This window comes from Flavobacteriales bacterium (assembly GCA_020635795.1).
GTDB lineage: Bacteria > Bacteroidota > Bacteroidia > Flavobacteriales_E > Vicingaceae > Vicingus.
Map to the genome: position 1 here is coordinate 1,311,692 of JACJZD010000001.1, position 26,796 is coordinate 1,338,487.

At 32.4% G+C, this 26,796-nt stretch carries 19 protein-coding genes; 12 read left to right on the forward strand and 7 right to left on the reverse strand.

Annotation, left to right across the window (positions count from 1 at the left end; translation table 11 throughout):
• Window positions 1-72: 72 nt before the first annotated feature.
• A complete protein-coding gene (gene rpsA, locus H6589_05805; GenBank protein MCB9174104.1) occupies window positions 73-2,109 on the reverse strand; it encodes a 30S ribosomal protein S1 in 2,037 nt (678 codons plus the stop codon).
• Between the two features lie 242 nt (window positions 2,110-2,351).
• Between rpsA and H6589_05810 the strand changes: the two genes are divergently transcribed.
• Window positions 2,352-2,903: a hypothetical protein gene (locus H6589_05810; GenBank protein MCB9174105.1), complete on the forward strand. Its 552-nt coding sequence runs from the start codon at window positions 2,352-2,354 to the stop codon at window positions 2,901-2,903.
• 52 nt (window positions 2,904-2,955) lie between these two features.
• Here the strand turns inward: H6589_05810 and H6589_05815 are convergent, their stop codons facing one another.
• Window positions 2,956-3,327 carry a hypothetical protein gene (locus H6589_05815; protein ID MCB9174106.1) on the reverse strand — a complete coding sequence of 124 codons (372 nt, stop codon included), beginning with the start codon at window positions 3,325-3,327 and terminating at the stop codon, window positions 2,956-2,958.
• Between the two features lie 75 nt (window positions 3,328-3,402).
• Here H6589_05815 and H6589_05820 point away from each other — a divergent pair, with 75 nt between their 5' ends.
• A complete protein-coding gene (locus tag H6589_05820; GenBank protein MCB9174107.1) occupies window positions 3,403-4,368 on the forward strand; it encodes a nitronate monooxygenase in 966 nt (321 codons plus the stop codon).
• 19 nt (window positions 4,369-4,387) lie between these two features.
• On the forward strand, window positions 4,388-4,834 hold the full coding sequence (locus H6589_05825; protein MCB9174108.1) for a DUF4442 domain-containing protein: 447 nt from the start codon (window positions 4,388-4,390) through the stop codon (window positions 4,832-4,834).
• A 7-nt stretch (window positions 4,835-4,841) separates the two neighbouring features.
• On the opposite strand, the gene H6589_05830 is transcribed toward H6589_05825, so the two are convergent.
• Both H6589_05830 and rocD read right to left on the reverse strand, forming a co-directional pair.
• On the reverse strand, window positions 4,842-5,438 hold the full coding sequence (locus H6589_05830) for a hypothetical protein (protein MCB9174109.1): 597 nt from the start codon (window positions 5,436-5,438) through the stop codon (window positions 4,842-4,844).
• A gap of 75 nt (window positions 5,439-5,513) precedes the next feature.
• Window positions 5,514-6,752: an ornithine--oxo-acid transaminase gene (rocD, locus tag H6589_05835; protein ID MCB9174110.1), complete on the reverse strand. Its 1,239-nt coding sequence runs from the start codon at window positions 6,750-6,752 to the stop codon at window positions 5,514-5,516.
• Between the two features lie 173 nt (window positions 6,753-6,925).
• On the opposite strand from rocD, the gene H6589_05840 reads away from it, so the two are divergent.
• From H6589_05840 to H6589_05860, 5 genes are all read left to right on the forward strand, one after another.
• Window positions 6,926-7,927: a PAS domain-containing protein gene (locus H6589_05840; GenBank protein ID MCB9174111.1), complete on the forward strand. Its 1,002-nt coding sequence runs from the start codon at window positions 6,926-6,928 to the stop codon at window positions 7,925-7,927.
• 54 nt (window positions 7,928-7,981) lie between these two features.
• The gene (rlmD, locus tag H6589_05845) at window positions 7,982-9,421 is read left to right on the forward strand and encodes a 23S rRNA (uracil(1939)-C(5))-methyltransferase RlmD (protein ID MCB9174112.1); all 1,440 of its coding nucleotides are present in this window, start codon (window positions 7,982-7,984) and stop codon (window positions 9,419-9,421) included.
• The gene (locus H6589_05850; GenBank protein ID MCB9174113.1) at window positions 9,418-9,978 is read left to right on the forward strand and encodes a threonylcarbamoyl-AMP synthase; all 561 of its coding nucleotides are present in this window, start codon (window positions 9,418-9,420) and stop codon (window positions 9,976-9,978) included. The genes rlmD and H6589_05850 overlap by 4 nt, the downstream gene beginning before the upstream one ends.
• 97 nt (window positions 9,979-10,075) lie before the next feature.
• Complete coding sequence (locus H6589_05855) at window positions 10,076-14,485, forward strand: hypothetical protein (GenBank protein ID MCB9174114.1); 4,410 nt, start codon at window positions 10,076-10,078, stop codon at window positions 14,483-14,485.
• A gap of 106 nt (window positions 14,486-14,591) precedes the next feature.
• A complete protein-coding gene (locus H6589_05860) occupies window positions 14,592-19,865 on the forward strand; it encodes a T9SS type A sorting domain-containing protein (GenBank protein MCB9174115.1) in 5,274 nt (1,757 codons plus the stop codon).
• A gap of 1 nt (window position 19,866) precedes the next feature.
• Here H6589_05860 and H6589_05865 read toward each other — a convergent pair whose 3' ends face one another.
• Entirely contained in the window at window positions 19,867-21,279 is a 1,413-nt protein-coding gene (locus H6589_05865) for a T9SS type A sorting domain-containing protein (GenBank protein MCB9174116.1), read from the reverse strand.
• A 205-nt stretch (window positions 21,280-21,484) separates the two neighbouring features.
• On the opposite strand from H6589_05865, the gene H6589_05870 reads away from it, so the two are divergent.
• The 4 genes from H6589_05870 to H6589_05885 are packed head-to-tail and all read left to right on the forward strand — an operon-like array spanning window position 21,485 to window position 24,790.
• Window positions 21,485-22,888 (forward strand): HD domain-containing protein, encoded by a 1,404-nt coding sequence (locus H6589_05870; protein ID MCB9174117.1) that lies wholly within the window; start codon window positions 21,485-21,487, stop codon window positions 22,886-22,888.
• 36 nt (window positions 22,889-22,924) lie between these two features.
• The gene (locus tag H6589_05875; GenBank protein ID MCB9174118.1) at window positions 22,925-23,491 is read left to right on the forward strand and encodes a hypothetical protein; all 567 of its coding nucleotides are present in this window, start codon (window positions 22,925-22,927) and stop codon (window positions 23,489-23,491) included.
• A 3-nt stretch (window positions 23,492-23,494) separates the two neighbouring features.
• Window positions 23,495-24,400: a tRNA (adenosine(37)-N6)-dimethylallyltransferase MiaA gene (gene miaA, locus H6589_05880; GenBank protein MCB9174119.1), complete on the forward strand. Its 906-nt coding sequence runs from the start codon at window positions 23,495-23,497 to the stop codon at window positions 24,398-24,400.
• A 27-nt stretch (window positions 24,401-24,427) separates the two neighbouring features.
• A complete protein-coding gene (locus H6589_05885; GenBank protein ID MCB9174120.1) occupies window positions 24,428-24,790 on the forward strand; it encodes a hypothetical protein in 363 nt (120 codons plus the stop codon).
• Between the two features lie 3 nt (window positions 24,791-24,793).
• Here H6589_05885 and H6589_05890 read toward each other — a convergent pair whose 3' ends face one another.
• Both H6589_05890 and H6589_05895 read right to left on the reverse strand, forming a co-directional pair.
• Window positions 24,794-26,560: a tetratricopeptide repeat protein gene (locus tag H6589_05890; protein ID MCB9174121.1), complete on the reverse strand. Its 1,767-nt coding sequence runs from the start codon at window positions 26,558-26,560 to the stop codon at window positions 24,794-24,796.
• 61 nt (window positions 26,561-26,621) lie between these two features.
• The gene (locus H6589_05895; GenBank protein MCB9174122.1) at window positions 26,622-26,780 is read right to left on the reverse strand and encodes an SsrA-binding protein; all 159 of its coding nucleotides are present in this window, start codon (window positions 26,778-26,780) and stop codon (window positions 26,622-26,624) included.
• Between the last annotated feature and the right edge of the window lie 16 nt (window positions 26,781-26,796).

Here is a 26,796-nt window from a genome sequence, read left to right on the forward strand (position 1 = left end):
TTTTTTAGCATTCTAAAACAAAAAAAAGAGCCCTAATTTCTTAGGGCTCTTTGTATTATGATTAAGAAAAATTTATTTTTCTCCTTTCTCTAAACTTGCTTTTAAAGCTGATAATGCATCAATGTCACCTAAAGTAGATTTTTCCATTGAATCATTATTTTTCTTCACTGCTTTAGAAGTGGTGCTTCCGTCAGCTTTAGCTTTACCACCCTTAGCTTTTGGAACAGCTGATTTTTCTTCAGCTTCTGTTTCTTTAAACAATTGAGTGTGAGAAAGAACTATTTTCTTAGCGTTTTTGTTAAACTCTAATACTTTAAACTCTAATTTCTCATCAACTTTTGCTAAAGAACCATCTTCTTTTTCAATATTCTTTTTAGTAGCAATACCTTCTACTCCGTATTGAAGTGAAATAATTGCTAAACCTTTAGCAGTAATTTCAGTAATTGTACCTTCGTGAGTTGAACCTTCAGTAAATACTGTTTCGAATACATCCCATGGATTTTCTTCCAATTGTTTGTGTCCTAAACTTAATCTTCTGTTGTCTCTATCAATTTCTAATACTACCACTTCCATTTTTTCACCAACTTTGGTTAATTCTGATGGGTGGTTGATTTTTTTAGACCATGATAAATCAGAGATGTGAACTAAACCGTCAACACCTTGTTCTAATTCAACAAATACTCCAAAATCAGAAATGTTAGTTACTTTACCATTGTGTTTTGAACCTACAGCATAGTTTTTCTCAATACCTTCCCATGGGTCTTTAGTTAATTGCTTAACTCCTAAACTCATTTTTCTTTCTTCTCTATCTAAAGTTAAAATTTGAGCTTCAACTTCTTCTCCTACTTTAAAGAATTCTTGTGCTGGTTTTAAATGGTTACTCCAAGTAATTTCTGATACGTGGATTAAACCTTCAACACCTGGAATTACTTCAATAAACGCACCATAATCAGCAACAACAACAACTTTACCTTTTACTGTATCACCAACAGATAATTTAGCATCTAATTTATCCCATGGGTGTTCTTGTAATTGTTTAATACCTAAAGCAATACGTTTTTTATCATCATCAAAATCAAGAATTACCACGTTTAATTTTTGGTCTAATTCTAAAATTTCTTCTGGATGATTAATTCTGCTCCAAGATAAATCTGTAATGTGAACTAAACCATCAACACCACCTAAATCGATAAACACACCGTAAGAAGTAATGTTTTTAACAGTACCTTCTAATACTTGTCCTTTTTCTAATTTAGAAATGATTTGTGATTTTTGTTGTTCTAATTCAGCTTCGATTAATGCTTTGTGAGATACCACAATGTTTTTAAATTCTTTATTGATTTTCACCACTTTGAATTCCATTGTTTTATCAACGTACACATCGTAATCTCTAATTGGTTTAACATCAATTTGAGAACCTGGTAAAAATGCTTCGATACCGAATACATCTACAATTAAACCACCTTTAGTTCTACATTTAACGTAACCTTTAATAATTTCTTGTGAAGCCAATACATCATTAACTCTATCCCAAGCTTTAAGAGCTCTTGCTCTAGCGTGTGATAAAATTAATTGACCATTTTTATCTTCTGGATTAACAACAAATACTTCTACTTTATCGCCAGCTTTTAAATCTGGATTATATCTAAACTCTGAAATTGATATAACAGCTTCAGATTTGTAACCGATGTTAACTACTACTTCTCTGTTTGATTTTGAAACAACTGTTCCCATTAAAACTTCTTGCTCAGCAATCGATTTTAAGGTTTCGTCGTAAACAGCTTGCATATCAGCTTTTTCTTTAGCGCTATATGCATCTTCGTATTTACCAATTCTTTCCCAGTCAAAATCAGCTAAAGGCTTAATATCAGAAGTTTTAACACTAACCGAAGCAGCTTTTTTAGCTACTGGAGCTTTTGCTTCTTTCACTTCTTTTACCTCTTTAACTTCAGCAACAACTTTTTTAGGAGCCTCTTCTGCTTTTGCAGGAGCTTCTTCTTTTTTAGTTACTTTTTTTGCTGTGGTTGTTTTTTTTGCAGCTGCAGGCTTGCTAGCTGTTTTTTTAGTTGCAGTTTTGGCTTTTGCTGCCGTTTCTTTTTTTTCTGCCATTGTATGTAATTTGTATCTCGCTTAAAATTTCAGCGTAAACGAGAGCTTGTTTATAATGCCTTGCTGAATACTGGCGTTTTTTTATTGGACGGCAAAAATAGGATTTATTTTTTATTTAACTGTAAAACAGATGTATTTTTATTTAATATGTTTAGATTATTTATATTTGAATATTAATAGTAATAAACCTATTAAAAAAATTATAGGGAATAGAATCTTCAGTTTTAAATTAGTTCAATAAAATGTTACGACAACCAGTAATACTTCTTTTTCTAGGGTTTTTAATTTCCTTATCATCATTTGGACAATTGTTTATTTCTAACCCAGTTGAATTAACAATAAAGAGTAAAATAAAAGAAGTTAAAATTTTTCTGACTGACATTTCTGATTCCTTAAATAGTAACATTGAGAATCTTCGATTTATTTTTTTCTACGATACTACAGGAAGACGAACCTCGTTGAAAGATTTTCATAAAGAAAGCTTAGTGCGTACCCAGCACTTTTATTATTACAAGGATTCTTTTGACTGCTACAAAACACAAAGTATATCCAAAACCGGAAGAATTGACTCTAATACAGTAAAAGAACATGAAATATTTGACTGTCAAAGTGAAATATATAGTTCATCCTCAAAATCTATTGTGATTTATACTTCTTCTGGACTATTATCAGTGATTATTGGATATTCAAAAGTTCTTATAAATAAAAGTGGCAATCTCAACAATGAAGATTTTCAAACAATAGACACAAATGAACCGCAATTCATTTTAAGATTTGAATACACTTTCTACTGATAACGTAATATTTATACCAAAAAAAATCCCCGAAGAACATTCGGGGATTTTTTTAGTAGTTTTTTAGCATATCGCGGTACTCAGCTAAATCCAACTGGTTGGTTGGGTTTTTACGGTCGAGCATTAACGATAATAAATAATCTAAGCTATCTCTTTTGTTATCAAAATCATCCATATCCATTACTTCTGGCTCTTCGCCCTCAACAATAGCTTCGTCAGCTGGAATTGGAATGTTAAATGTTCCGTTTTCTGCGATGTGTTCGTATGTTAATCGTATTACTTTAGTTAAGGTTGGGTCGTTTTCTGCCAAAGCAAAAGGGCGTAATTCCTGCAATCCTTTTACTAAATTATCTTTTACTATACCCGATTTTGCTAAATCCTTTTGTAACTTTACAATTAATTTGTTTGCTTCTATATTTTCCATAATTTGAGTGTAATTTGGTAGCGGCGAAATTAATTAAAATCTTTATTCAACACTATTATTAATTCAATTTTATACATGTCAATTCAAAATAACACCAGTAAACCTTCACTTTCAAGCATCTTAAACATTAAACATCCTATAATAATGGCACCCATGTTTTTGGTATCGAATACTGCCATGGTTATAGCTGCGGGTAAAGCAGGTATTTCAGGCTCTATTCCTGCACTCAACTTTAGAACCATTGAGGAATTTAAAGCAGCCATTAACGAAATTAAACAACACTCCATAGCTCCATTTGGCATTAATTTAATTGTAAACAAATCAAACTTTTTATATAAAGAACAATTAAAAGCGTGCTGCGATCTTAAGGTTGATTACATTATTACATCGTTGGGTTCGCCCGAAGAAACCATTAATCAGGCTCATAAAGCAGGCGTTAAAGTTTTTTGCGATGTGGTAGATGTTGAATACGCTAAAAAAGTAGAAGCTTTAGGCGCAGATGCTATTATTGCTGTAAACAACCGTGCAGGTGGGCATGCCGGACCAAAACCTGCCAAAGAATTGATTAATGAATTGAACGAAGCGTGCAACATTCCTGTTATTTCTGCTGGTGGTGTTGGAAATCATCAACAGTACAAAGAAATATTATCATACGGAGCTGCAGGCTTATCGATAGGCAGTATTTTTATTGCTTCTACCGAATGCGGCGTTTCTAAAGAATACAAAGAAGCTTGTATTCAATATGGCGAAAAAGACATTGTTTTTACTACCAAACTTTCGGGCAGCAAGTGTACCGTTATTAATACACCTTATGTTAAACAAATTGGTACCGACCAAAATTTTATTGAAAAAATATTAAATAAAAACAAACGGTTAAAAAAATGGTTTAAAGCCCTTACTTTTTATAATGGAATGAAAAAGTTAAACAATGCTGCATTCAGTGCCACTTATAAAACCGTTTGGTGTGCTGGTCCGAGTATTGAGGAGGTAAAATCAATTAGACCAATAGCAGAAATTGTGGAGGACTTGGTAAATGGATAACAAACAACTTTTTAAGAAAATGAAATGGAATCTTTTCCTGTTGGGAAAGTTAAAAATTCCGATGTTAGCCTATGCGGGTGTTCGACTATTAGAACTTAACGAAACAGATGTAAAGGTGGTTATTAAACTTAAACGTAGAACCAAAAACCATTTAAACTCTATGTATTTTGGAGCTTTAGCCGTTGGGGCTGATGTAGCTGGTGGAATACATGCTTTTTATTATGCCGAAAAACTAAACAAAAAAATATCGTTTGCTTTTAAGGGCATGAATGCTCAATTCATTAAAAGAGCAACTACTGATTGCACTTTTGTTTCTAAAGATGGGAAGAAAGTGGAAGATGCTGTTTTATTATCGATAAAAACACAAGAACGCGTAAACGAAACCACCAAAGTTTATGCCTATGATACAGCCAACGAACTTGTAGCTGAATTCGACATGGTTGTTTCAGTAAAATGTTTGAAATAAAAAGCTATTAATCAATCCTAGAAATTATATTGTATCTTCTATACTCTACAATTCGAGGGTCAAAAAATTCCTGTGGATTGTATGTAATTACAATATTTTTACCAATTAAACTCTTGTAATCTAGAGGGAGATTATAATCAGATTGAATAAAAGTAAACCAATAGTACTTAGCAGTTTTACCAAAATCATCTTTTAAGTGTATTGTTACAAACAAATCATCTTCAATTTTTACCACCTCTCCTTGTATGATTTGATTAGAATATTCATACTCTGCCTCACCTTTCTCCCTACTTTTTGATAGTTTTAACAACTTTGTTGGACATATTGATGCCATCTCCAACCCTATTATTGTTCCTAAACGTTCTCCATGCTCAGCAATTTTATCAAAGTTAATGTCGTGATCTTTTTTTAATTGCTTTTTGTAGGGTATTGAAGCATCAATCATACATAAACCCAATTCCATATTCGATTCTTCAACATCCAAAGTATCAGACATGATATCCAAACAATCGCATGATTTTGTAGCTATAATTTTCATATAATCCTGACTAAATCCAGAAGTTGATATAATAATAGAAAAAAATAAACCAATTAGATATCTCATGAAAATTGTTTAAGATTAATAATTTAAAAAAAATTAAAGAAGATGATTAATGAATCACCTTCTTTATTATATTCTTTACTTTTTAAACTCCGTAATTGTTTTACGGATAATTGCTACACAATCCAACAATTGTTCTTTAGTCATAACCAACGGAGGAGCAAAACGAATAATGTTTCCATGAGTTGGTTTAGCCAACAAACCATTGTCTCTAAGTTTAATACAAATATCCCAAGCCGTTGAACTTGTTTCAGTATCGTTAATTACTATTGCATTTAACAAACCCTTACCTCTTACCAATTTGAGTAAAGGTGATTCATCTACTAGTTTTTGTATCTCTGACCTAAATAATTCGCCTAAAACTTGAGCATTTTCAGCTAATTTTTCATCACGAATTACTTCAAGTGCAGCAATGGCTACTTTTGCAGCAATAGGGTTACCACCAAACGTAGAGCCATGCTCTCCTGGTTTAATCACATTCATGATGTGGTCATTTGCTAAAACAGCAGATACAGGATAAACTCCACCCGACAATGCTTTACCTAAAATTAAAATGTCTGGTTCAACATTTTCATAATCACAAGCCAATAATTGTCCTGTTCTTGCAATACCAGTTTGTACTTCATCGGCAATAAACAATACGCCAGCTGCCTTACACAATTCTCTTGCTTCTTCTAAATATCCATCGTTTGGCACATAAACTCCAGCCTCACCCTGTATAGGTTCAACTAAAAATCCAGCAACATTATCATCTTTTAACGCCTCTTCTAAAGCATCTATATCGTTGTAAGGAATTTTTACAAACCCAGGTGTATATGGTCCAAAATTTCTACGAGCATCTGGATCGTTACTAAAAGAAACAATAGTTGTAGTTCTGCCATGAAAATTACCTTCGCAAACAATTATTTTTGCTTCATTTTCTTCTACTCCTTTTACTTCATAAGCCCATTTTCTAGTCAGTTTTAAAGCTGTTTCAACAGCTTCTGCACCACTATTCATTGGTAATACTTTATCAAAACCAAAATATTCGGTTACAAATTTTTCGTACACACCCAACACATTATTATGAAATGCTCTCGATGTTAATGCCAATGTATTCGCTTGTTCAGTTAAAGCATTGATTATTTTTGGATGACTATGCCCTTGATTAACTGCTGAATATGCTGATAAAAAATCGTAATATTTTTTACCTTCAACATCCCAAACAAACACTCCTTTTCCTTTTTCTAAAACAACTGGCAATGGATGATAATTATGAGCCCCATGCTTGTTTTCTAATTCAATTAATTGTTTTGAGTTTAATTTTTCTTTAACCATTGTTTCCATAAAATTTTGTTTAATAAATATTTATGGCTCATCGCGGAGAGCTCCAATCCTTTCCTCATTTTAGCAACAAGAACTGTTGTATTGCTGGAGAGAAATCATCCAAAAAAAACAAATTTATTTATTTTAACTTGATTTTTTGCATATTGATTCTCTAATTTTATTGCATGAAAGAAACAAGTGGAGAGAAATCATTAGACAATCAATTGTTTAAACACATGATTTCGAATAATTGGAATGCCGTTGTTTTTGCAAACATGAATAACATTATTGAATATGTTAATCCCGCAGCATGTAAACTTTATGGCTATGAAGAACACGAATTAATAGGAAAAACAACCGATGTATTTAACAGTAAATTAACTCACAATACAGATGATATTGTTAACAGCATAAAAGAAAAAGGTTATTGGTTTGGAGAACTTATTCAACGTAAAAAAGACAATTCTATTTTCGATGCTTTACTATCCGTTCAATTAATATTTAATGAAGATCATGTTCCTGTTGGTTTTGCTTCAAACAGTAAAGATATTACCCTTGAAATAGAATCTTCTGAGAACCTAAAAAGAATTATTGAGGAGAAAGAAATTCTTTTGAGAGAACTCCACCACCGAGTTAAAAACAATTTAGCTTTAATTAAAAGTATTTTGAGTTTACAAACAGAATACTACAAAAATAGTGCATGCTCCGAACTTGTTGAAAATTTTAAAAACAGAGTTGATGCTATTGCAACTTTACACAATACTCTTTATACCGTTGATGATTTGAAAGAAGTTAATTTAAAACCGTTTATAGAAGATTTGTGTAAAAGTTTAACGGAATCGTTTAAAGACACCCATTTTAATGTAAAAATTAATTTAAGTATTGATAATCATATTAAAAGCCTAGCTGAAGCTGTTCCTTTGGGTTTAATCATTAACGAAGTAATTACCAACTCATTTAAGCATGCCTTTATTGGGAATAATAATGGATTAATTCGAATTAAATTAATAAATGAAGGAAAAAATAATGCTATATTATTGATTCAAGACAATGGTATCGGGTTTGACTATAAATCTTTAAAAAACAAATCGTTAGGATTAACCCTAATACATGATTTGAGCGACCAAATAGATGCAAAATATACATTTGAAAATAACAACGGTACTCAATTCATTCTAAACATTTAAATCCTTGATATTAGTAATAAATGCCTTAATTTCGCCACTAAATTATTGGATGTAATGAGTGAGATTAGTTTAAAAAGAGGAAACATTATAGATGTTGATATTTTAGATGTTGCTTTTGGTGGAAATGGTATTGCTAAAGTGGCAACAGCACATGGCGATTTTGTTGTTTTTGTTCCGAATACATTTACTGGACAAAAAGTTCGTGCAAGAATTACCAACAAACGTAAAAAACATGCCGAATGTAAATTGGTTGAAGTACTTGAAAAGTCTCCACTAGAAAAAGAACATTCATTTCAACCCATTTCTGGTGCTCCATACATCAATTTGCCCATTGAAATTCAGAAAGAATTCAAATATAAATCGTGTATAAATATTTATCAACGAATTGGAAAATGTGAAAATTTAGACCAAGTTTTTGATGAATACATACAATCGCCCGAATTTTACCACTACCGAAACAAAATGGAATATTCGTTTAGTGCCATTGGTTATGATCTAGAAAAAAAAGAAGAATTTGACGGTTTTGCATTAGGGTTTAAGAAAAGAGGCACATGGTGGATTGTTGAAAATTTAGAGAAAGATTCGGGAATGTTTGATGCTGAATTTGAAAACAAACTAAAAGATATAAGAGTTTTTTGCCAAAACATAGGTTTACCAGCTTGGCACTCACCAAAAAAAGAAGGTTTTTTTAGATATTTAGTTGTTCGGAAAAGCTATAGAACCAATCAGTTTTTAATAAAATTAGTTACAAGTGATTCTGGTATTGGGAATTTTAACTTTAAAGCTTTTACCGATTTAATTTTATCATTATTTGGTAATAGAGTTGCAGGTGTTTTACACACTATTAATAACGATATAGGCGACAATGCTCAATCTCGTTTAGGAAACGAAACTGTATTATATGGAAGCCCTGTAATTAATGAAGATTTATTAGGCTTATCGTTTGATATCAGTATGCAAAGTTTCTTTCAAACCAATCCAAAATGTGCCGAATTACTTTACAACAAAGCTATTGCTTATGCCATGGATAATAACAGTGGTATTTCTAATGGAGTGGTCATGGATTTGTTTTGTGGTACTGGTACTATTGGACAAATCATAGCCTCAAAAACCAATGCTAAAGTTATTGGTGTTGATATTGTTGAAGATGCTATTGAAAACGCAAAAGAAAATGCCATTAAAAACAAGATAAAAAATGTTGAATTTTTTGCTGCTGATGTAAATAAATTTTTGTTTGAGTACCCTCAGTACAAAGACCAAATTAGTACCATTATACTTGATCCTCCACGAGCAGGTATAGCCCGAAAAGCCTTGTTAAAAGTTATTGAGTTAAATGCCAAACAAATTGTTTATGTAAGTTGCAACCCTTCCACCCAAGCAAGAGACATGGAAGATTTATTTGCTGCTGGTTATCAATTAAAAAAACTAAGTTTAGTCGATCAATTTCCGCACACCTCACACGTTGAGGCTGTTGCATTATTTTTAAAACAATGACAGAAGATATCAACAAGTGTATTGAAGTTCTTAAAGCTGGAGGTATTATATTATACCCTACTGATACTGTTTGGGGGTTAGGTTGCGATGCTACAAACGAAGAAGCCGTAAAAAAAATTTACACCCTAAAACAGCGAGAAGATTCAAAAAGCATGATTGTGATTGTTGCTAACGATGGTATGCTACAAAAACATGTACAAGAAGTCCCTGAATTAGCATGGGACATTATTGATTTAGCTACAAAACCTACGACAATAATTTATCCTGGAGCTAAAAATTTGGCTAAAAATGTTATTTCATCAGACGGTAGTATAGCCATTCGTGTTATAAAAGATGGTTTTTGCAATCAATTAGTACACAAATTTAACAAACCTATTGTTTCTACTTCTGCAAATATTTCAAACCAACCTACACCTCAAAATTTTCATGAAATCTCTCCAGAAATTAATCAAGGTGTTGACTATATTGCTCCACAGCAATTTGACAACGGAAATAAAAAACCTTCTTCCATTATAAAAATTGGATTAAAAGGTGAAATACAGGTAATTAGAATTTAACTTTTTGTAACCTTATAAAGTATTTATACGTAAATACTCACTTTTTTAAGTGAGTATAATTACTTATACTTGTATAAGTACAAAGACGAAGATAACTATGAATAAATTTTTATTGTTTTTAACATTTGGAATATTCTCTCTAAATGTATTTGCTCAACCTGCAAACGATAATTTTGCTTCCGCCACAACAATCATCCATTCTACAAACAATTGCTCTGCAAATGCAGCTTATACATCTATAAGTGCAACTGCTGACGGATTAAAAGGAAGTTGTTGGGAAAATGGACCAAATTACACTGTTTGGTTTAAGTTTGTTGCTACATCAACAAATGTTACTCTTGATTTAAAAGTTGGTGGTGCCGAAGGAACCATGCAACACCCAAACATGGCATTATGGCAAGCCGATGGTATTACCGAAATTGCTTGTGTTAGAAGAATTAATGCTACCACTGATGTACAACTTTCTAGTGCTAGTTTAGTAATTGGTAACACCTATTATGTTTCAGTTGATAATTATGTTGGCGCTGGATATAGAGGAACCTTTACACTTTGTATTGATGACCAACCAAATTACGACCATGTTGTTGGTGCAATTACTCTAACTCATTCTAGTAACAACTGTTCTGCTAATGCAGCCTACTCTACCCAATTTGCATCTGCAGATGGTTTAAAAGGAAGTTGTTGGGAAAATGGTCCTAACTATACCCGTTGGTTTAAGTTTGTAGCAACAACATCAAATGTTACTCTTGATTTAAAAGTTGGTGGTGCAGAAGGCACTATGCAACACCCTAATATGGCTCTTTGGCAAAGTGATGCTACTACCGAAATAAAATGTGTTAGACGAGTAAATGCAACCACAGACGTTCAAATCAGCACCTCTGGTTTAACTATTGGAAACACTTATTATATTTCAGTTGATAATTATGTTGGGGCTGGTTATCAAGGAACTTTTACTTTATGTATTGATAACACCGTTACTTACGATGATATAGCAGGTGCTATTACCATTGTTCATTCTGCAAATAATTGTTCTGCAAATGCAGCTTACTCTACTGAATTTGCAACTGCAGATGGTTTAAAAGGAAGTTGTTGGGAAAACGGACCTAACTATACCAGGTGGTTTAAGTTTGTAGCTACTTCAGCAAATGTTACTCTTGATTTAAAAGTTGGTGGCGTCGAAGGAACTATGCAACACCCTAACATGGCTCTTTGGGAAAGTGATGCTACCACAGAAATAAAATGTGTTAGACGAGTAAATGCTACCACAGACGTTCAAATTAGTGCTTCTAGTTTGGTTATAGGTAATACTTATTATGTTTCAGTTGATAATTATGTTGGTTTAGGGTATCAAGGAACTTTTACCTTGTGTATTGATAATACCGTTACTTACGATGAAATTGCTGGAGCCATTACTATTGTACATTCTAGTAACAACTGTTCTGCAAATGCAGCCTACTCTACTCAATTTGCAACTGCTGATGGTTTAAAAGGAAGTTGTTGGGAAAATGGTCCTAACTACACGCGTTGGTTTAAATTTGTAGCTACTTCAACAAATGTTACTCTTGATTTAAAAGTTGGTGGTGCCGAAGGAACTATGCAACATCCTAACATGGCTCTATGGCAGTCAGATGCAACAACAGAAGTAGGTTGTGTGAGAAGAATTAACGCTACAACAGATGTTCAGATAACCAGTTCTGCTTTAGTTATTGGTAATACTTATTACATTTCGGTAGATAATTATGTTGGATCTGGTTATCAAGGTACTTTTACTCTTTGTATTGATAATAGTGTAACCTATGATGAAATTGCTGGGGCTGTTACATTAATCCATACGGCTAACAATTGCTCTCCTGATGGATTTTACACCACTGTATTTGCAACTGCCGATGGATTAAAGGGTAGCTGTTGGGAAAATGGTCCAAACTATACCCGATGGTTTAAATTTGTAGCTACTTCAGCAAATGTTACTCTTGATTTAAAAGTTGGTGGTACCGAAGGAACCATGCAACACCCTAATATGGCACTTTGGCAAAGTGATGCTACTACTGAAATAGCTTGTGTAAGAAGAATTAATGCAACCACAGACGTTCAAATCAGTACATCTAATTTAGTTATTGGAAATACTTATTATGTTTCAGTTGATAATTATGTTGGTTTAGGGTATAGAGGTACATTTACACTTTGTATTGATAACAGTGTTACCTATGATGAAGTTGCAGGTGCAATTGAGTTAACTAACTTAAACAATTGGTGCTCACCAAATGCATTCTACTCTACCGTTAATGCTACTGCAGATGGATTAAAAGGTAGTTGTTGGGAAAATGGTCCTAACTATACCCGTTGGTTTAAGTTTGTAGCGGTTTCAAATAATGTTACTTTACAAATGAAAGTTGCTGGTGCAGAAGGGACACTGCAACACCCAAATATAGCCTTATGGCAATCCGATGCTGTTACTCAGGTTGGTTGCACAAGAAGAGTAAATGCAACTACTGATATATCATTAAGCTCTGCGGCTTTAATTGTTGGAAACACGTACTACATTTCATGTGATAATTATGTTGGATTGGGTTATCGAGGCACTTTTACTTTGTGTATAGATAATGTTGATACTGAATACTATTCTATTGCCAATGGTGCTTGGAACAATGGTAATAACTGGTCGATTGTAAGTCATGCAGGACCTGCGGCTGCATCTTACCCTGATGCTGGTGATGTTGCCTATATCCAAGATAATTCTATTTCAGTTTCAAGCACAGAAGTTTGTGCTGAAGTTAACATCAATGTTAATTCAAGCAATACTCAATTGGACATTAATGCTGGACAATTAACCGTGTCTGGAGCTTTAAATGTAACCAATACTGGTAATAATTTTAATGGAAATGTTATTGTTCAATCTGGAGGTACTTTAACCGTTAACGATGCTGCTACTTTTACAAGAAATGGTGGAGCTAATGCTTTTGGATTAACTGTAAATACAGGTTCATCTTTAACTATAAATAAAGATTTAACATGGAATTCTACAGGAGGTACAGTTACCAATAATACTTTTACATTAAATGGTAGTGCTGCAGTTAATATTGGTCAGGATTTAATTTTAAATCACACTGGAGGTATGAAAATTTTTAGTCAACTAAACAATACTTCTACTTTAACTGTTAATAGAGATATTCAGTATATTGCAAGTGCCGACAATAAAACAGAAATTGAATTAAATAATACAGCTAGTTTAAGAATAAAAAGAAATGTTTTAAGAGGAAGCCCTGCTTATGGTAAATTAACTAGCAACAATAGTTCTAATGTTATTTACAATGGAACAGCTAACTCTCAAATAGTTGGTGCTGGTGGCTCTGGAACTGGCGACACTTTTACCTATCAGAACCTAACCTTTGACAACACACATATTACTGTACCTCAGTTAACCTTACAAGGTGGTAATTTAACCGTACAAAAACAACTTGTTTTGGCTAATGGTGTAGTAAGAACAACCAGTAGCAACCTTTTAGTAGTAAACGATGCCACTACAACCTTATTAGGGTCATCATCTTCCTATATACAAGGTCCTTTAAGAAAAATTGGCTCTAGTGCTTATACTTTCCATGTTGGAAAAAATAATGAATATGCACCTTTAACAATTTCTGCCCCTTCGGTACCTACCGACTACTTTACAGCTGAGTATTTTAAAACTGACCCTACACCTACTTATAATACGGCTTTGAAAGATGTTTCAATTCATCATGTTTCTACCTCTGAATATTGGACATTAGATAGAAGCGGAACAAGCAATGTTACTGTTACTTTAGGCTGGGGAACTCCAAGAAGTGGAGGAGTAACTAGTTTACCAAATTTAGTAGTTGCCCGATGGAATGGTGCTCAATGGGTTAATCATGGAAATGGAGGCACAACTGGCAATACAACTGCAGGAACTGTTATTTCTAGTGCAGCTGTAACTTCATTTAGCCCTTTTACATTAGCATCTATAACCGCAGCTAATCCTTTACCTGTTAAGTTAATTTCATTCGATGCTACCTTGTTAAAAAACAATGTTTGGTTTTCATGGAAAACCGAAACTGAAATTAACAATGATTATTTCACTATAGAAAGAAGTACTGATTTAAAAAACTGGGAATCAATTAAAGAAATTCGTGGTGCTGGAAATAGCAATTACACACTGAGCTATTCTACTGTTGATCAAAATCCTTTAGAAGGAATATCTTATTATCGTTTAAAACAAACCGATTTTAATGGTGAATATAGCTATAGCGATATTCAAGTAATAAACAATAAAGGAATTAAAGACATTTCACTATACCCTAATCCAGTAAAAAATACACTTCATATTTCAAACTTATGTAACGAATGTATCATAAACGTATTTTCTACTTCAGGTCAGTTAATATACAATGGTAGCGATACAAAAATCAATACTGAATACTGGAAAAGTGGGTTGTACGAAGTCTTAATTATTGATGGTAATGGCAATAAATTCCAAAGTAGAATTATAAAATAAACAATTTTCTCTAGTATTTCATTACTTAAATTGAGTATTAATACTTAATTTTTTAAAGAAAAAATTGAGTATCTTTACTATTCGTACATAGGTATTTAGATTAAATATGAAATCTCTTCTTTATTTTCCCAAGCTTAAAATTATTGGTTTATTCCTATTATTAAGCAGTTACAGCTTTAATAATATAACCGCTCAGTGTTATTTTACCTTAACAGGTGATACCACAAATCTAAAAACTTGCAAATTTGCATTAGAGAATGTTGTATGGAAAAATTTAACTGGTACGGTTGCTGCACAAAACGACATTATTAAAGTAGGCGGAGTAAATAGTTGGGATGCAGATGCCATATCTGTAAATAAGGTTTATAACAATGGTTTTATGCAAACTATTATTGTGGAAACCAATACCAACAGAATGATTGGCTTAAATACTGTTAACTCAAATGCCAGTTATACCGATTTAGAATATGCTTTTTATTTACAAAGTGGTGGAGGTTTAACTATTTATGAAAATGGTACCAATAGAGGTACTTGGGGTTCTTATCAAACAGGAGATACTTTACGTATTGCTGTAATGAACAATAAAGTATTTTATATTCAAAACAATAACATCATTTACACCAGTACTACAACACCAACTTTACCAATGTTTGTAGATATTTCAATTAATACGGTAAATGGAACACTTCAAAAAGTTGTTGTTGGAAATGGTACAGAAACCTTATTTACAGTTTTTGAATCCAACCCAGGAGCATCTCCTACCTATCAATGGAAATTAAATGGTGGTAATGTAGGAACAGGATTGACGACTTATAGTAACAATTTAAGTGACGGTGATTTATTAGAATGTATCCTTACACCTAGCTTAGGAGGTTGTTCTGGTAGTAGTGTTGTGTCAAATCAACTAAAAATCAAATCTTTACCTATAACTAGAGACATTAACTATTTTATTCGAAACGACTCTATTCTTAACGGTAGTTGTAAATTTTTTGAAGAAAAAATTCGATGGGAAAGCATTTCTTGTACTTACGTTAATGGCTCCAATAATGTAAGTAAAGCAAGTAGTTCAAATAGCTGGGATGTGGGTGCTTTCTCTTTTAATAAAGTTGAAAATGGTGGATATTTACAAACTATAGTTAATGAAACCAATACTAGTCGTATGATTGGTTTAAATGCCACAAATGCAAATGTAAGCTATACTGATATTGACTATGCTTTTTACTTGGTTGCCGGAGGTAGTTTAAACATTTATGAAAATGGTACGAGCAGAGGTGCTTGGGGAGCTTATTCTACAGGAGATACACTTCGTATAGCAGTAGTTGGAAATCAGGTTCGATACATACAAAACGGAAGCATTGTTTATACTAGTACAGTTACTCCTACCCTACCATTATATGTAGATATGAGTTTAAATACCGTTGGTTCAACACTTCAAAATATATCTGTTGCTAACCCAGCTTATGGAAGATTTGTTGCCTCAACTGTAGGTTTGGCAAATGTTAATTATCAATGGAAATTAAATGGTGGCAATGTAGGTAGTAATAGCCCCAGTTACACTAATACTACATTAACAACAAATGATGTTGTTACTTGCGAGTTTTATATTAATGGCTCAACCCAATGTGGAACGGATACTTCCTTTACATCTAACGCTATAACAGTTCAAGATCAAACACCAAAAAAGAATTTGATTTTTTCAGTGAGAAATGATTCCATTATAACTCCTTCTTGTAAATATGCTTTTGAAGAAGTAGCTTGGCAAAGTATTTCTGGTTTAACTTTAAATGGAACGAATAATGTAACTAAAACAACTGGATCAAATAGTTGGGATGTTGGTGGTTTTTCTTACAACAAAGTAGAAGATGGTGGTTTTATGCAAACTATAGTTAATGAGACCAATAAAAGTAGAATGATTGGTTTAAATGCGGTAAATACCAATGTTAGTTATACTGATATTGACTATGCATTTTATTTAGTAGCTGGTGGTTCTTTAAACATTTACGAAAACGGTACAAGCAGAGGTGCTTGGGGAGCTTATTCTACAGGAGATACACTTCGTATAGCAGTTGTTGGAAATCAAGTGCGTTACATACAAAACGGAAATATTGTTTATACCAGTACTGTTGCTCCTACATTGCCATTGTATGTAGATATGAGTTTAAATACCGTTGGAAGTACATTAGAAAAAATATATGTAAACAACACCACTTATGGTATTTATTCAGCTTTTGTTTCAGGATTTTCTAGCGTAAAATATCAATGGAAATTAAACGGAACCAATGTTGGAACAGATAGTCCTATTTATACCAATACATCTACTGTTAGTGGCGATACTATTTACTGTTTATTAACTTTAACAAATACAAGTGGTTGTACTGCCGATACTACTGCCCTATCAAACAAAATAATTATTAATGAGCAAAGTTTGGTTAACTCCGTATTATTTTCTATCCGAAACGATTCAATAGTTGAATACTCTTGTCTTTTTGCTAATGAAGAAGTAGCGTGGCAAAGCCTTTCTGGTTTAACATTAAGTGGTACAAACAATGTTACAAAAACATCTGGAACAAATAGTTGGGACGTTGGTGGATTTTCCTATAATAAGGTTACAAATGGAGGTTTTATGCAATCCATAGTCAATGAAACTAATACTAGTCGTATGATTGGTTTAAATGCGGTAAATGTTAATGTTAGTTATACAGATATTGATTATGCTTTTTATTTGGTTGCAGGAGGTGCTTTACACATTTACGAAAATGGTACTAGTAGAGGTGCTTGGGGTGTTTATTCAACAGGAGATACACTCAGAATAGCAATAGTAAACAATCAAGTTCTTTATTTGCAAAATGGAAATGTTATTTATACCAGCACTGTTGCTCCAACTCTTCCACTTTATGTTGATATGAGTTTAAACACGGTTGGTAGTACACTTAAAAACATAACTGTTTACAATGGTTTGTATGGAAAGTTCACTGCATTTGTTGATGGAGCAAGTAATGTAAATTATCAATGGAAATTAAATGGTGGTAATGTAGGTTCAAATAGTGCCACATATACAAATACTACTCTGACTAATGGTGATTTAATTAGTTGTGTATTATCTATTAATGGAACTTCGGGTTGTACTGACACTCTAATAAGTTCAAATAATATTAGAATCAATTCAGAACCATTAGATAATTTTGTTACCTTTTATATTACACGAGAAGCTACAGGTAGAAATGGATGTCAATTTGCGGTTGAAGATGTTTCATGGCAATCCATATCTGGTGTAACTAAAAACAACAACAATATTTCAAAAGTTGGAGGAACAAATGGCTGGGACGCTGGGGCATTCTCGTTTAATAGTGTAAAATCTAACGGATTTTTTCAATTTGTAGCAACCGAAACAAATAAGAGTAGAATGATTGGTTTAAATGCTACAAATGTAAACATGAGTTATACTGATATAGATTATGCTTTTTATTTAATTGCTGGTGGAAGTTTAAACATTTATGAAAATGGTAGTAATAGAGGTAACTTTGGAACTTATGCAACAAACGATACTTTAAGAATAGATATTTCAGGAAACACCGTTAAATATATAAAAAACAACAATGTTATTTACACTAGTGCTATCGCTCCTTCATTTCCGTTATATGTTGATGCAAGCATCAATACTGTTGGAGGAACATTTAATGGTGCAAAAGTTGGAAATGCTACTCACGGTAACTTTATTGCCGTTGCAAACAACATTGGAAACTCTCCTACCTATCAATGGAAATTAAATGGCGTTAATGTGGGAAGCAATTCAGCAACCTATAGCAATGACACCTTAAGGCAAAACGACCAAATTACTTGTGAGGTAACTGCAAGTTTTGCAAACTGCTCATCATCAATTTTTACTTCTAATAAAATAGTGGTAAACGATAATCCGCCATTAAATTTTATTCCATCCTTTACACCAACTACATCAACTTGGTTGGGAGTTAATACCAATTGGTACGACCCAACAAACTGGTCAGCAGGTGTACCTCGTTCTGGCTATAAAGCTGTTATACCGGGTAGTTTAGGAAACTATCCAACTATACCAAACAGAGCTTATTTATACGATTTAGACGTTGCAAATGGTGCTAGTCTTACCCTAAGCAGTAGTGCTCATTTGAGTATTTACGACGAATGGAAAAACAATGCTGGCGTTTTTAATACCAATATTGGTTTAGTAGAATTTAAAACTTGTGTGGACACCTCTCGGTGGAATTCTACAAATCCAATAAATGTTCATCAGATGAAGGTTAATAACAAAAAAGGATTGGTAATTAACAATGGTAATATGCACATAATAGATTCCGTTTTCTTTACTGATGGAATTATTTATAATGGTACAAATGAAATTGTTTTTGAAGATAATTCAAAATGGAAAGGTGCATCTGTATCTTCTCATATTGATGGTGTGGCTCAAAAAACAGGGAATGATGCTTTTACATTTCCTTTAGGTGATGCTGGTTACTATAACCCAATTGGCATTTCAGCTCCTGCTGTTGTTACCGATGAATTTAGAGCTAAATTCAATAGAGCAATGCCAAGCAATAGAACAGCTCTTGACCCATCATTAGATCATGTGAGCTCTGTAGATTATTGGGACTTAGATAGAGTTTCAGGTAGTTCTTCACTAACTGTAACATTATATTGGAATAGTACAGATCATGGTATTACTACTTTAAGTGATTTGGTTGTTAGCCATTACGATGGTGGAACTACCGAATGGGAGAATATGGGTGGATTAGCTGCAGGTTCGGCATCTGCTGGAAGTGTAATTTCAACGGTTACTTTTACAAATTTTAGCCCTGTAACATTTGGTTCCAAAACAGGCGTAAATCCTTTACCAATAGAACTAACATCATTTAATGCTAATCTTGTGAATAAAACGGTTGTGTTGGATTGGCAAACAGAAACCGAAATTAATAACGATTACTTTACAGTAGAAAAAAGTAGCAACACCTTTGTTTGGGAAGAGTTAACTACTGTAAAAGGTGCTGGAAATAGCAATTACACACTGAGCTATTCTACTGTTGATCAAAATCCTTTAGAAGGAATATCTTATTATCGTTTAAAACAAACCGATTTTAATGGTGAATATAGCTATAGCGATATTCAAGTAATAAACAATAAAGGAATTAAAGATATTTCTGTTTATCCAAATCCTGTAAAAGATATATTAAACATTGAGTATGCTCTATGTGATAATTGTGTAATTAAAATTTATTCTGCTCTCGGACAAAAAGTGTACGAAGGCAGAGAGAAAGCTATTAATACTAGTTATTGGACAAATGGAATTTACGAACTGATTATATTTAATTCGGATGGTGAAATTGAGGATAAAGCTAAAATTATTAAATAAGTTATTGCTTAATTAATTTGACTAGTTTTTGCTCTTTTCCATTGTAACTTTTAACAAAATAAATGCCTGATGAAAAGCTACTTAAATCTAGTTCAGTAATTAGTGCATTTATTTTATCCATTTGATACAATTCTTTTCCTGACACATCAAAAATTGAAATTGAAGCATTGTTTTCCAATTTATCAAAAACTAATTTAATGTTATCAACAAATGGATTCGGATAAACCATTACTCCATTGTTGTTCTTTAATTCATCCATTCCAACACTCATAATAGTTACACTTGTCGAAATTTTTTCGCACCCTTCTTTTGAAATAACAACAGCATAATTTCCATTCTCATTTGCAATAAATTCCCTATCATTTGCACCATTTATTGGAGTATTCGTAATGGTACAACTCAACCATTGATAACTCGCATTAACTTCATTTGACATTATTAATCTATCATCAATAAACAATGTAGTATCTATACTATTTTTAACCAAAAGGTTTGTTGTAACAACAGAATCACATCCAAACGATGTTGATAATGTATCATAATATAAACCTGTAGTAGTGTAAATGTTTGTTCCAACCGAAATGCTTTCACCAAAACAAATAGATAGCGTTTGAGTTGAATGATGTGTTGAATTTACTGTTACTGAAAATGAAATGGTATCATTGTTAACTCCATCAGAAACTTGATATACTTCGGTTGTATTTCCAATTGGAAAAATTGAACCTGAACCCAATCCAGAGAGTAATTGAATAGTACTAGTATTATTTTTTTCAAACCGCACATTATCTATAAAAAACCCATCTTGAGCCCCACAACAAGCATCTACCGTATTGTAGGTAAATCTAACCATAGTTGTTACCGAACCATCTGAAGCAGAAATTGGAAAACTTGCTGATTGCACCGTAAACTCATTATTTGGCAACTGACTTAATACCAATTGATTCCAGGTAATTCCTCCATCAAATGATATTTCTACGGTTTCTTGATCGTGAACTGCTGGCTCATTATTTACAAAAAAATCGAACGAAAAATCTCCTCCTCCTACAGTACTAAATACAGGGCTTTGAATATAACTGTATTCTTTACCTCCAAAAGCATAATTACCAGAATGAGGTACGCCAAACATATTACTTCCTAATGGTGTTTCAGCTCCCGATAAATCTTGAATAGTCCAATTGTTTAGAGTATTATAAGCTCCAGTATTCCAACCCGAAAATCCAGATTCAAAATTTTCGTAAAAAGTATTGTTTGAACAAGTATCTAAAATAAAAGGTGTAACATAATTAACTACTGCTCCACAAGTATTTTCATCATTATTTACATTTATATTAGAAAGATAAATTACCGATTGGCATTGAGAATAACCGTTTATAACTAAACATAAACTCAACATATATAAAGAAAATTTTATCATAGTACTTGATTTAACAAAACATAAACCAAGTTAAACCCCACAAAACCAACATACAACGGTATTACAACCCAATTCAATAGGTATTTGAATGATTTTTAATAGTGTGTAAATACTTATTAATGTTAAGTATTTACTTACAATTAATTTCAACAAAACAGTATCCAATCAAAAACCATTACCTTTGCAATCCAAAATATTTTTTGATTTGAAAAAACACATTCAGCACCCCATTTTTAACATTATTGCAGAAGCAGCCAGCCAACAACAAGTTGATGCCTATGTGATTGGTGGTTTTGTTCGCGATATTGTGTTAAATCGTCCATGTAAAGACATTGATGTTGTAGCAATTGGATCTGGTATTGAACTCGCCGAGCGTGTAGCCAAAATAATTGGTAACAATACAAAAGTTAATGTGTTTAAGAACTTTGGTACTGCTATGCTAAAATACCAAGATTACGATATTGAATTTGTTGGTGCGAGAAAAGAAAGCTACGACAGAGGTTCAAGAAAACCTATAGTTGAAAATGGAACGTTAGAAGACGACCAAAACCGAAGAGATTTTACTATAAATGCACTTGCTATAAGCTTAAAAAAAGATACTTACGGAGAAATCCTTGACCCTTTTGGCGGTTTAATTGATATTGAAAATAAGATTATTAAAACACCCCTAAACCCTGATATTACTTATTCCGATGACCCATTAAGAATGATGAGAGCAATTCGATTTGCCACTCAATTAGGATTTGATATAGAGTCCAATTCTTTACAAGCCATAAGAACAAACCGACAACGCATTAGAATTGTTTCTAAAGAACGTATTACCGATGAGTTAAATAAAATCATCTTGTCTCCTACCCCTTCCATTGGTTTTAAACACTTATTTAACACAGGTTTATTAGAAATAATTTTCCCCGAAATGAACCTTTTACATGGAGTGGAATTTATTGGAAACAAAGGACACAAAGACAATTTTTATCACACCATACAAGTATTGGATAATATTTGCCCAAATACCAACGATTTATGGTTGCGTTGGGCTGCCATTTTACATGATATTGCCAAACCAGCCACCAAAAGATTTGAAAAAGACCACGGTTGGACTTTTCATGGTCACGAGGACAAAGGTGCTCAAATGGTTCCAAGAATATTTAAAAACCTAAAATTACCGCTCGACCATAAAATGAAATATGTTCAAAAATTGGTTCGTTTACACCTACGCCCTATTGCTTTAGTTAACGATATTGTTTCTGATAGTGCTGTGCGTAGGTTATTGTTTGATGCAGGAGAAGATATTGACGATTTGTTAACCCTTTGTAATGCCGATATTACTTCCAAAAATGAAGAAAAAGTAAAGCGTTACATGGCAAACTTTGAATTAGTAAAACAAAAACTTAAAGAGGTTGAGGAAAAAGACCAACTTCGTAATTGGCAACCCCCAATAACTGGCGAATTAATTATGAAAACCTTTAACATTAAGCCTTCTAAAGAGGTAGGTTTAATTAAAGATGCCATTAGAGAAGCCATTCTAGAAGGTGAAATTGCCAACAATTATGACGAAGCTTTTAAATTTATGTTAGAAAAAGGTAAAGCCTTAAATTTGAAAGTTTAAACTTTTATCCTAATTTTAAATAAAACTTATTACAACATGAGTATTTACAAGTTACGAGTATTAGCTGAAGGCGAAAAAGAAATATTTAGAGATATTGAAATTAAGAGCACCCAAAATTTTGAAGATTTGCATGAAATGATTGTTGCTTCATTTGGTTTCGACGGCTCTCAAATGGCATCATTCTATGTTAGCGACGACAACTGGAATAAGGGTCAAGAAATTACCTTATTTGATGTTGGTGCTGAAGATGGTGAAATAGACAAAATATTAGTCATGTCAGAAATTAATATCAATACCATTTCCAACTGCTTAGGCGACCATTTGTTGTACGCTTATGACTTCTTAAATATTCATAATTTTTTTATTGAACTTATCGAAATTAAAGTAAAAGAAGAAGCAGATTTTTATCCCAGAGTGGTTTATTCTCAAGGAGAATTGGAAATAAAGATGAACGATGATGCAGCGTATGCCGATGCATATTTAAATGATGAATTATTAAACGAAATTGATGCCGAAGACAGTCTGTTTAAAGACGATATGTTTGAAGGTTTTGATGATTTTGAAAACAACGAAGGGTACGACGACAACGAAAACTATTATTAAACCATGCAACTTACTCTAGTTGTTATTACTGGTCCAACTGCCGTAGGAAAAACCGCCCTTTGTGTTGAAATAGCCAAACACTTTAACACCGAAATTATCAATGCCGATTCTCGACAGTTCTTTAAAGAATTAAGCATTGGAACGGCTAAACCTACAATGGAAGAAATGCAAGGTGTCACGCATCATTTTGTTGATTCCCATTCCATTACACAAACATACAACGCCACTAATTTCGAAAACGATGTGTTAACATTGTTAGAAAAATTATTTAAAACCAATCCTATTATAATTCTAACAGGAGGATCTGGTTTATATATTGATGCTGTTTGTAATGGTTTTGACGATGATATACCTGAAGGAGATGAACAACTACGTAACGAACTAGAAGAATTATTCAACAAATATGGTATTGAAGTTTTACAAGAAAAGCTAAAACAACTCGACCCTGAATTTTATAATACCATCGATTTAAATAATGTTAAACGCCTTTATAGAGCCATTGAAGTATGTACTTTAAGTAACCATTCATACTCATCGTTAAGAGTTGGAAAAACAAAAAAACGACCCTTTAACATTGTAAAAATTGCCCTGAATCGTGATAAAGAAGAATTGTACGACAGAATTAATCAACGTGTTGATTTGATGATGAAAAATGGTTTATTAGATGAAGTAAAACGAGTGACTGATTATAAAAACCATAATGCTTTAAAAACAGTTGGTTATACCGAATTGTTTACTTATTTAGACAATCAAATCACTCTAGATGAAGCTGTAGAAAAAATCAAAGTCAATACACGCCGGTATGCAAAGAAGCAACTCTCATGGTTTAATAAATCAAACGATTATACTTGGTTTCATCCAAATGACAAAGAAAAAATAATACAATACATTGATTCAATAATAAATTGATAATTTAGTCTAAATAAAAAATATCAAATGGAAACAAGCCAAACACAAGACCCTGGTAAAACAGTAGCAATTTTAAGTTATATTACCATTGTGGGTTTTATTATTGCATTGGTTATGAATAATGATGACCGTAATAAATCTGAGCTTGGGGTTTTTCATCTAAGACAATCATTGGGTATTGTCTTAACTGTATTAGTATTAATTCTTTCCGGTAGTGTTTTTGCTTTTATTCCTTTTTTAGGATGGATAATTGATGCTGCTATCATAATATCATTAGTCGCTTTATTCATTTTTTGGATATTAGGGCTTGTATCAGCCATAAACCAAGAGAAGAAAGAAGTGCCAATTATTGGTGGTTTTATACAGGACTTATTTAAAGGAATCAAGTAAAATCTAAACCTTTACTCCTAATACACAAATATCATCTAACTGTTCTAGGTCATTTTTCCAATCAACAAGAAATTGTTTAACTGTTTTTTGTTGTTTATTAATTGGTAGTTGGTGCCAGTTTAACAGTTGTTGTTTTAAGCCTTTCCATTTCAACTTCTTCCCTTTAACTCCACCAAATTGGTCAGCTAAACCATCAGTCGACAAATAAACAGTACTACCTGATGACAATTTTAACTGATGATTTTCAAATTCTTTTTTCTTCTCATAAATAGAAAAACCAATCGATTCACGGTTTCCTTTTATTTCTTGTAACTCATTATTGTTACAAATAAATAATGAATGAAAAGCTCCTGCAAAATTCAACTCGTTTGTTTTTGTATTCAAGGTACAAATACCCATATCTACTCCATCACGAATATTTTCAGTAGATTGTTCAAACAAACTTTGCATTAACACATCCATATTGTTTAATATTTCTGCTGGATTAGTAACTTGATTTTCTAACACAACCTTATTAATCATATTGTAAGCTATCAAACTCACAAAAGCACCAGGTACACCATGTCCTGTACAGTCAATAACAGAAAAAACAACCAAATCACCAACACGTTCTACCCAATAAAAATCACCACTTACAATATCTTTCGGTTGGTAAAAAACAAAACTGTTCTTTAAACAATCTTTTACTTTTTTATCCGATGGTAAAATTGCATACTGTATTCGTTTAGCGTAATGAATACTATCAGTTATAGCAGTATTTTTACTTTCAATTTCGTTTCGTTGTATCTCAATTTGTTTAAATGCCGAAACAATTTGTTTATTCTTTTTCTTTATTTCATCCGTTTCGTTTGTAATGCTTTTAAAATGGTGTTCAAATTCTATTTTTTTAAGCTTCTGAGCATTATTAAAACTCAACACTTCATTTTTAAGCTTGTTATATTTATCTAAATACTCATAAGCTTTTTGGTACTCTTTTAAACCAGAATATGCTTCTGAAAGCAACTCGTATAAAGGATATTTATCTTCTTTCGACTTTTTAATATCAGTTACATCTAAAGCTTTATTTAACACTTCAATAGCTGCAGTATAATTTTTATCAAGTAATAAAATGTTGGCTTGCATTTGGTAAGCAGCTACAATTATTTGCCAATAATCGGTAGATAATCCAAAATCTAAACCTTTTTGAATGTATTCTTGAGCAACTGTATAATTTTTGGTGAAATAATTAACCTCTCCAATATTGTAATAAACAATAGCTTTATACCTATCTGGCAACTCAAATTCTAAACAAATGTTAAAGTATTTTAGCGCATTTTCGTAATCGCCCATTACCGTATAAGTATCACCAATATTGTTATAGGTGCTTATTTGAGCATTTTTATCATCTAATTTAATACGAAGTGCTAAGCATTTTAAATTACACTCCAAACGTTTGTTATAATCTTGTAAAAAATTATAAACTCCGCCTAAAATATTTAAACAATCTGCTTCACCTGCTTTATCATTACAGCTTTTATACAAATCCATTGCTTCTAAAGCCGTTCCCATCACATTTCCATGATCAGAAATATAAGCATAACAAGCTGAAAGTTGTTTTAAACTATCAGCAAGTTGTTTTGAATAAAAATTAGCGTGAGATAAATCTCTAGCTTGTTCAGCAAAGCTTAATGCTTGTTTAAAATCGGTTAAAAGTAATTCTGACGACTGTTTAATTAATTGCTGTATTTGAACATCAACATTAGAAGATTTTATATTTTTTGATACAGCCAATGAATTCTTTTTTTGGTTGGTTAAAGATAAGATTTAAGCTTATTCAAACAAAAGTAATTTGTTAATCTTTATTTAAAGCTCTCATTGTAACAAACATTCGCCAACCAAAAATTGCTAATTGTAATTTAGAGGCTTTGCTTAAATCCAATTTTTGCTTGGTAAAGCTTGGTAGTATAGCCTTATTTATTTTCGCTAAAATTTTATAAAAATTATTTTTCATAATGCTAAAATAGCTT

Excerpts from the sequence above, each read along its gene's own strand:
- H6589_05850 (MCB9174113.1), top strand. The coding sequence starts at position 9,418 with ATGACAGAAGATATCAACAAGTGTATTGAAGTTCTTAAAGCTGGAGGT.
- miaA (MCB9174119.1), top strand. The coding sequence starts at position 23,495 with ATGCAACTTACTCTAGTTGTTATTACTGGTCCAACTGCCGTAGGAAAA.
- H6589_05855 (MCB9174114.1), top strand. The coding sequence starts at position 10,076 with ATGAATAAATTTTTATTGTTTTTAACATTTGGAATATTCTCTCTAAAT.
- H6589_05815 (MCB9174106.1), bottom strand. The coding sequence starts at position 3,327 with ATGGAAAATATAGAAGCAAACAAATTAATTGTAAAGTTACAAAAGGAT.
- H6589_05840 (MCB9174111.1), top strand. The coding sequence starts at position 6,926 with ATGAAAGAAACAAGTGGAGAGAAATCATTAGACAATCAATTGTTTAAA.
- rpsA (MCB9174104.1), bottom strand. The coding sequence starts at position 2,109 with ATGGCAGAAAAAAAAGAAACGGCAGCAAAAGCCAAAACTGCAACTAAA.
- H6589_05875 (MCB9174118.1), top strand. The coding sequence starts at position 22,925 with ATGAGTATTTACAAGTTACGAGTATTAGCTGAAGGCGAAAAAGAAATA.
- H6589_05820 (MCB9174107.1), top strand. The coding sequence starts at position 3,403 with ATGTCAATTCAAAATAACACCAGTAAACCTTCACTTTCAAGCATCTTA.
- H6589_05885 (MCB9174120.1), top strand. The coding sequence starts at position 24,428 with ATGGAAACAAGCCAAACACAAGACCCTGGTAAAACAGTAGCAATTTTA.
- H6589_05830 (MCB9174109.1), bottom strand. The coding sequence starts at position 5,438 with ATGAGATATCTAATTGGTTTATTTTTTTCTATTATTATATCAACTTCT.
- H6589_05865 (MCB9174116.1), bottom strand. The coding sequence starts at position 21,279 with ATGATAAAATTTTCTTTATATATGTTGAGTTTATGTTTAGTTATAAAC.
- rlmD (MCB9174112.1), top strand. The coding sequence starts at position 7,982 with ATGAGTGAGATTAGTTTAAAAAGAGGAAACATTATAGATGTTGATATT.
- H6589_05895 (MCB9174122.1), bottom strand. The coding sequence starts at position 26,780 with ATGAAAAATAATTTTTATAAAATTTTAGCGAAAATAAATAAGGCTATA.
- H6589_05860 (MCB9174115.1), top strand. The coding sequence starts at position 14,592 with ATGAAATCTCTTCTTTATTTTCCCAAGCTTAAAATTATTGGTTTATTC.
- H6589_05825 (MCB9174108.1), top strand. The coding sequence starts at position 4,388 with ATGAAATGGAATCTTTTCCTGTTGGGAAAGTTAAAAATTCCGATGTTA.
- H6589_05810 (MCB9174105.1), top strand. The coding sequence starts at position 2,352 with ATGTTACGACAACCAGTAATACTTCTTTTTCTAGGGTTTTTAATTTCC.
- rocD (MCB9174110.1), bottom strand. The coding sequence starts at position 6,752 with ATGGTTAAAGAAAAATTAAACTCAAAACAATTAATTGAATTAGAAAAC.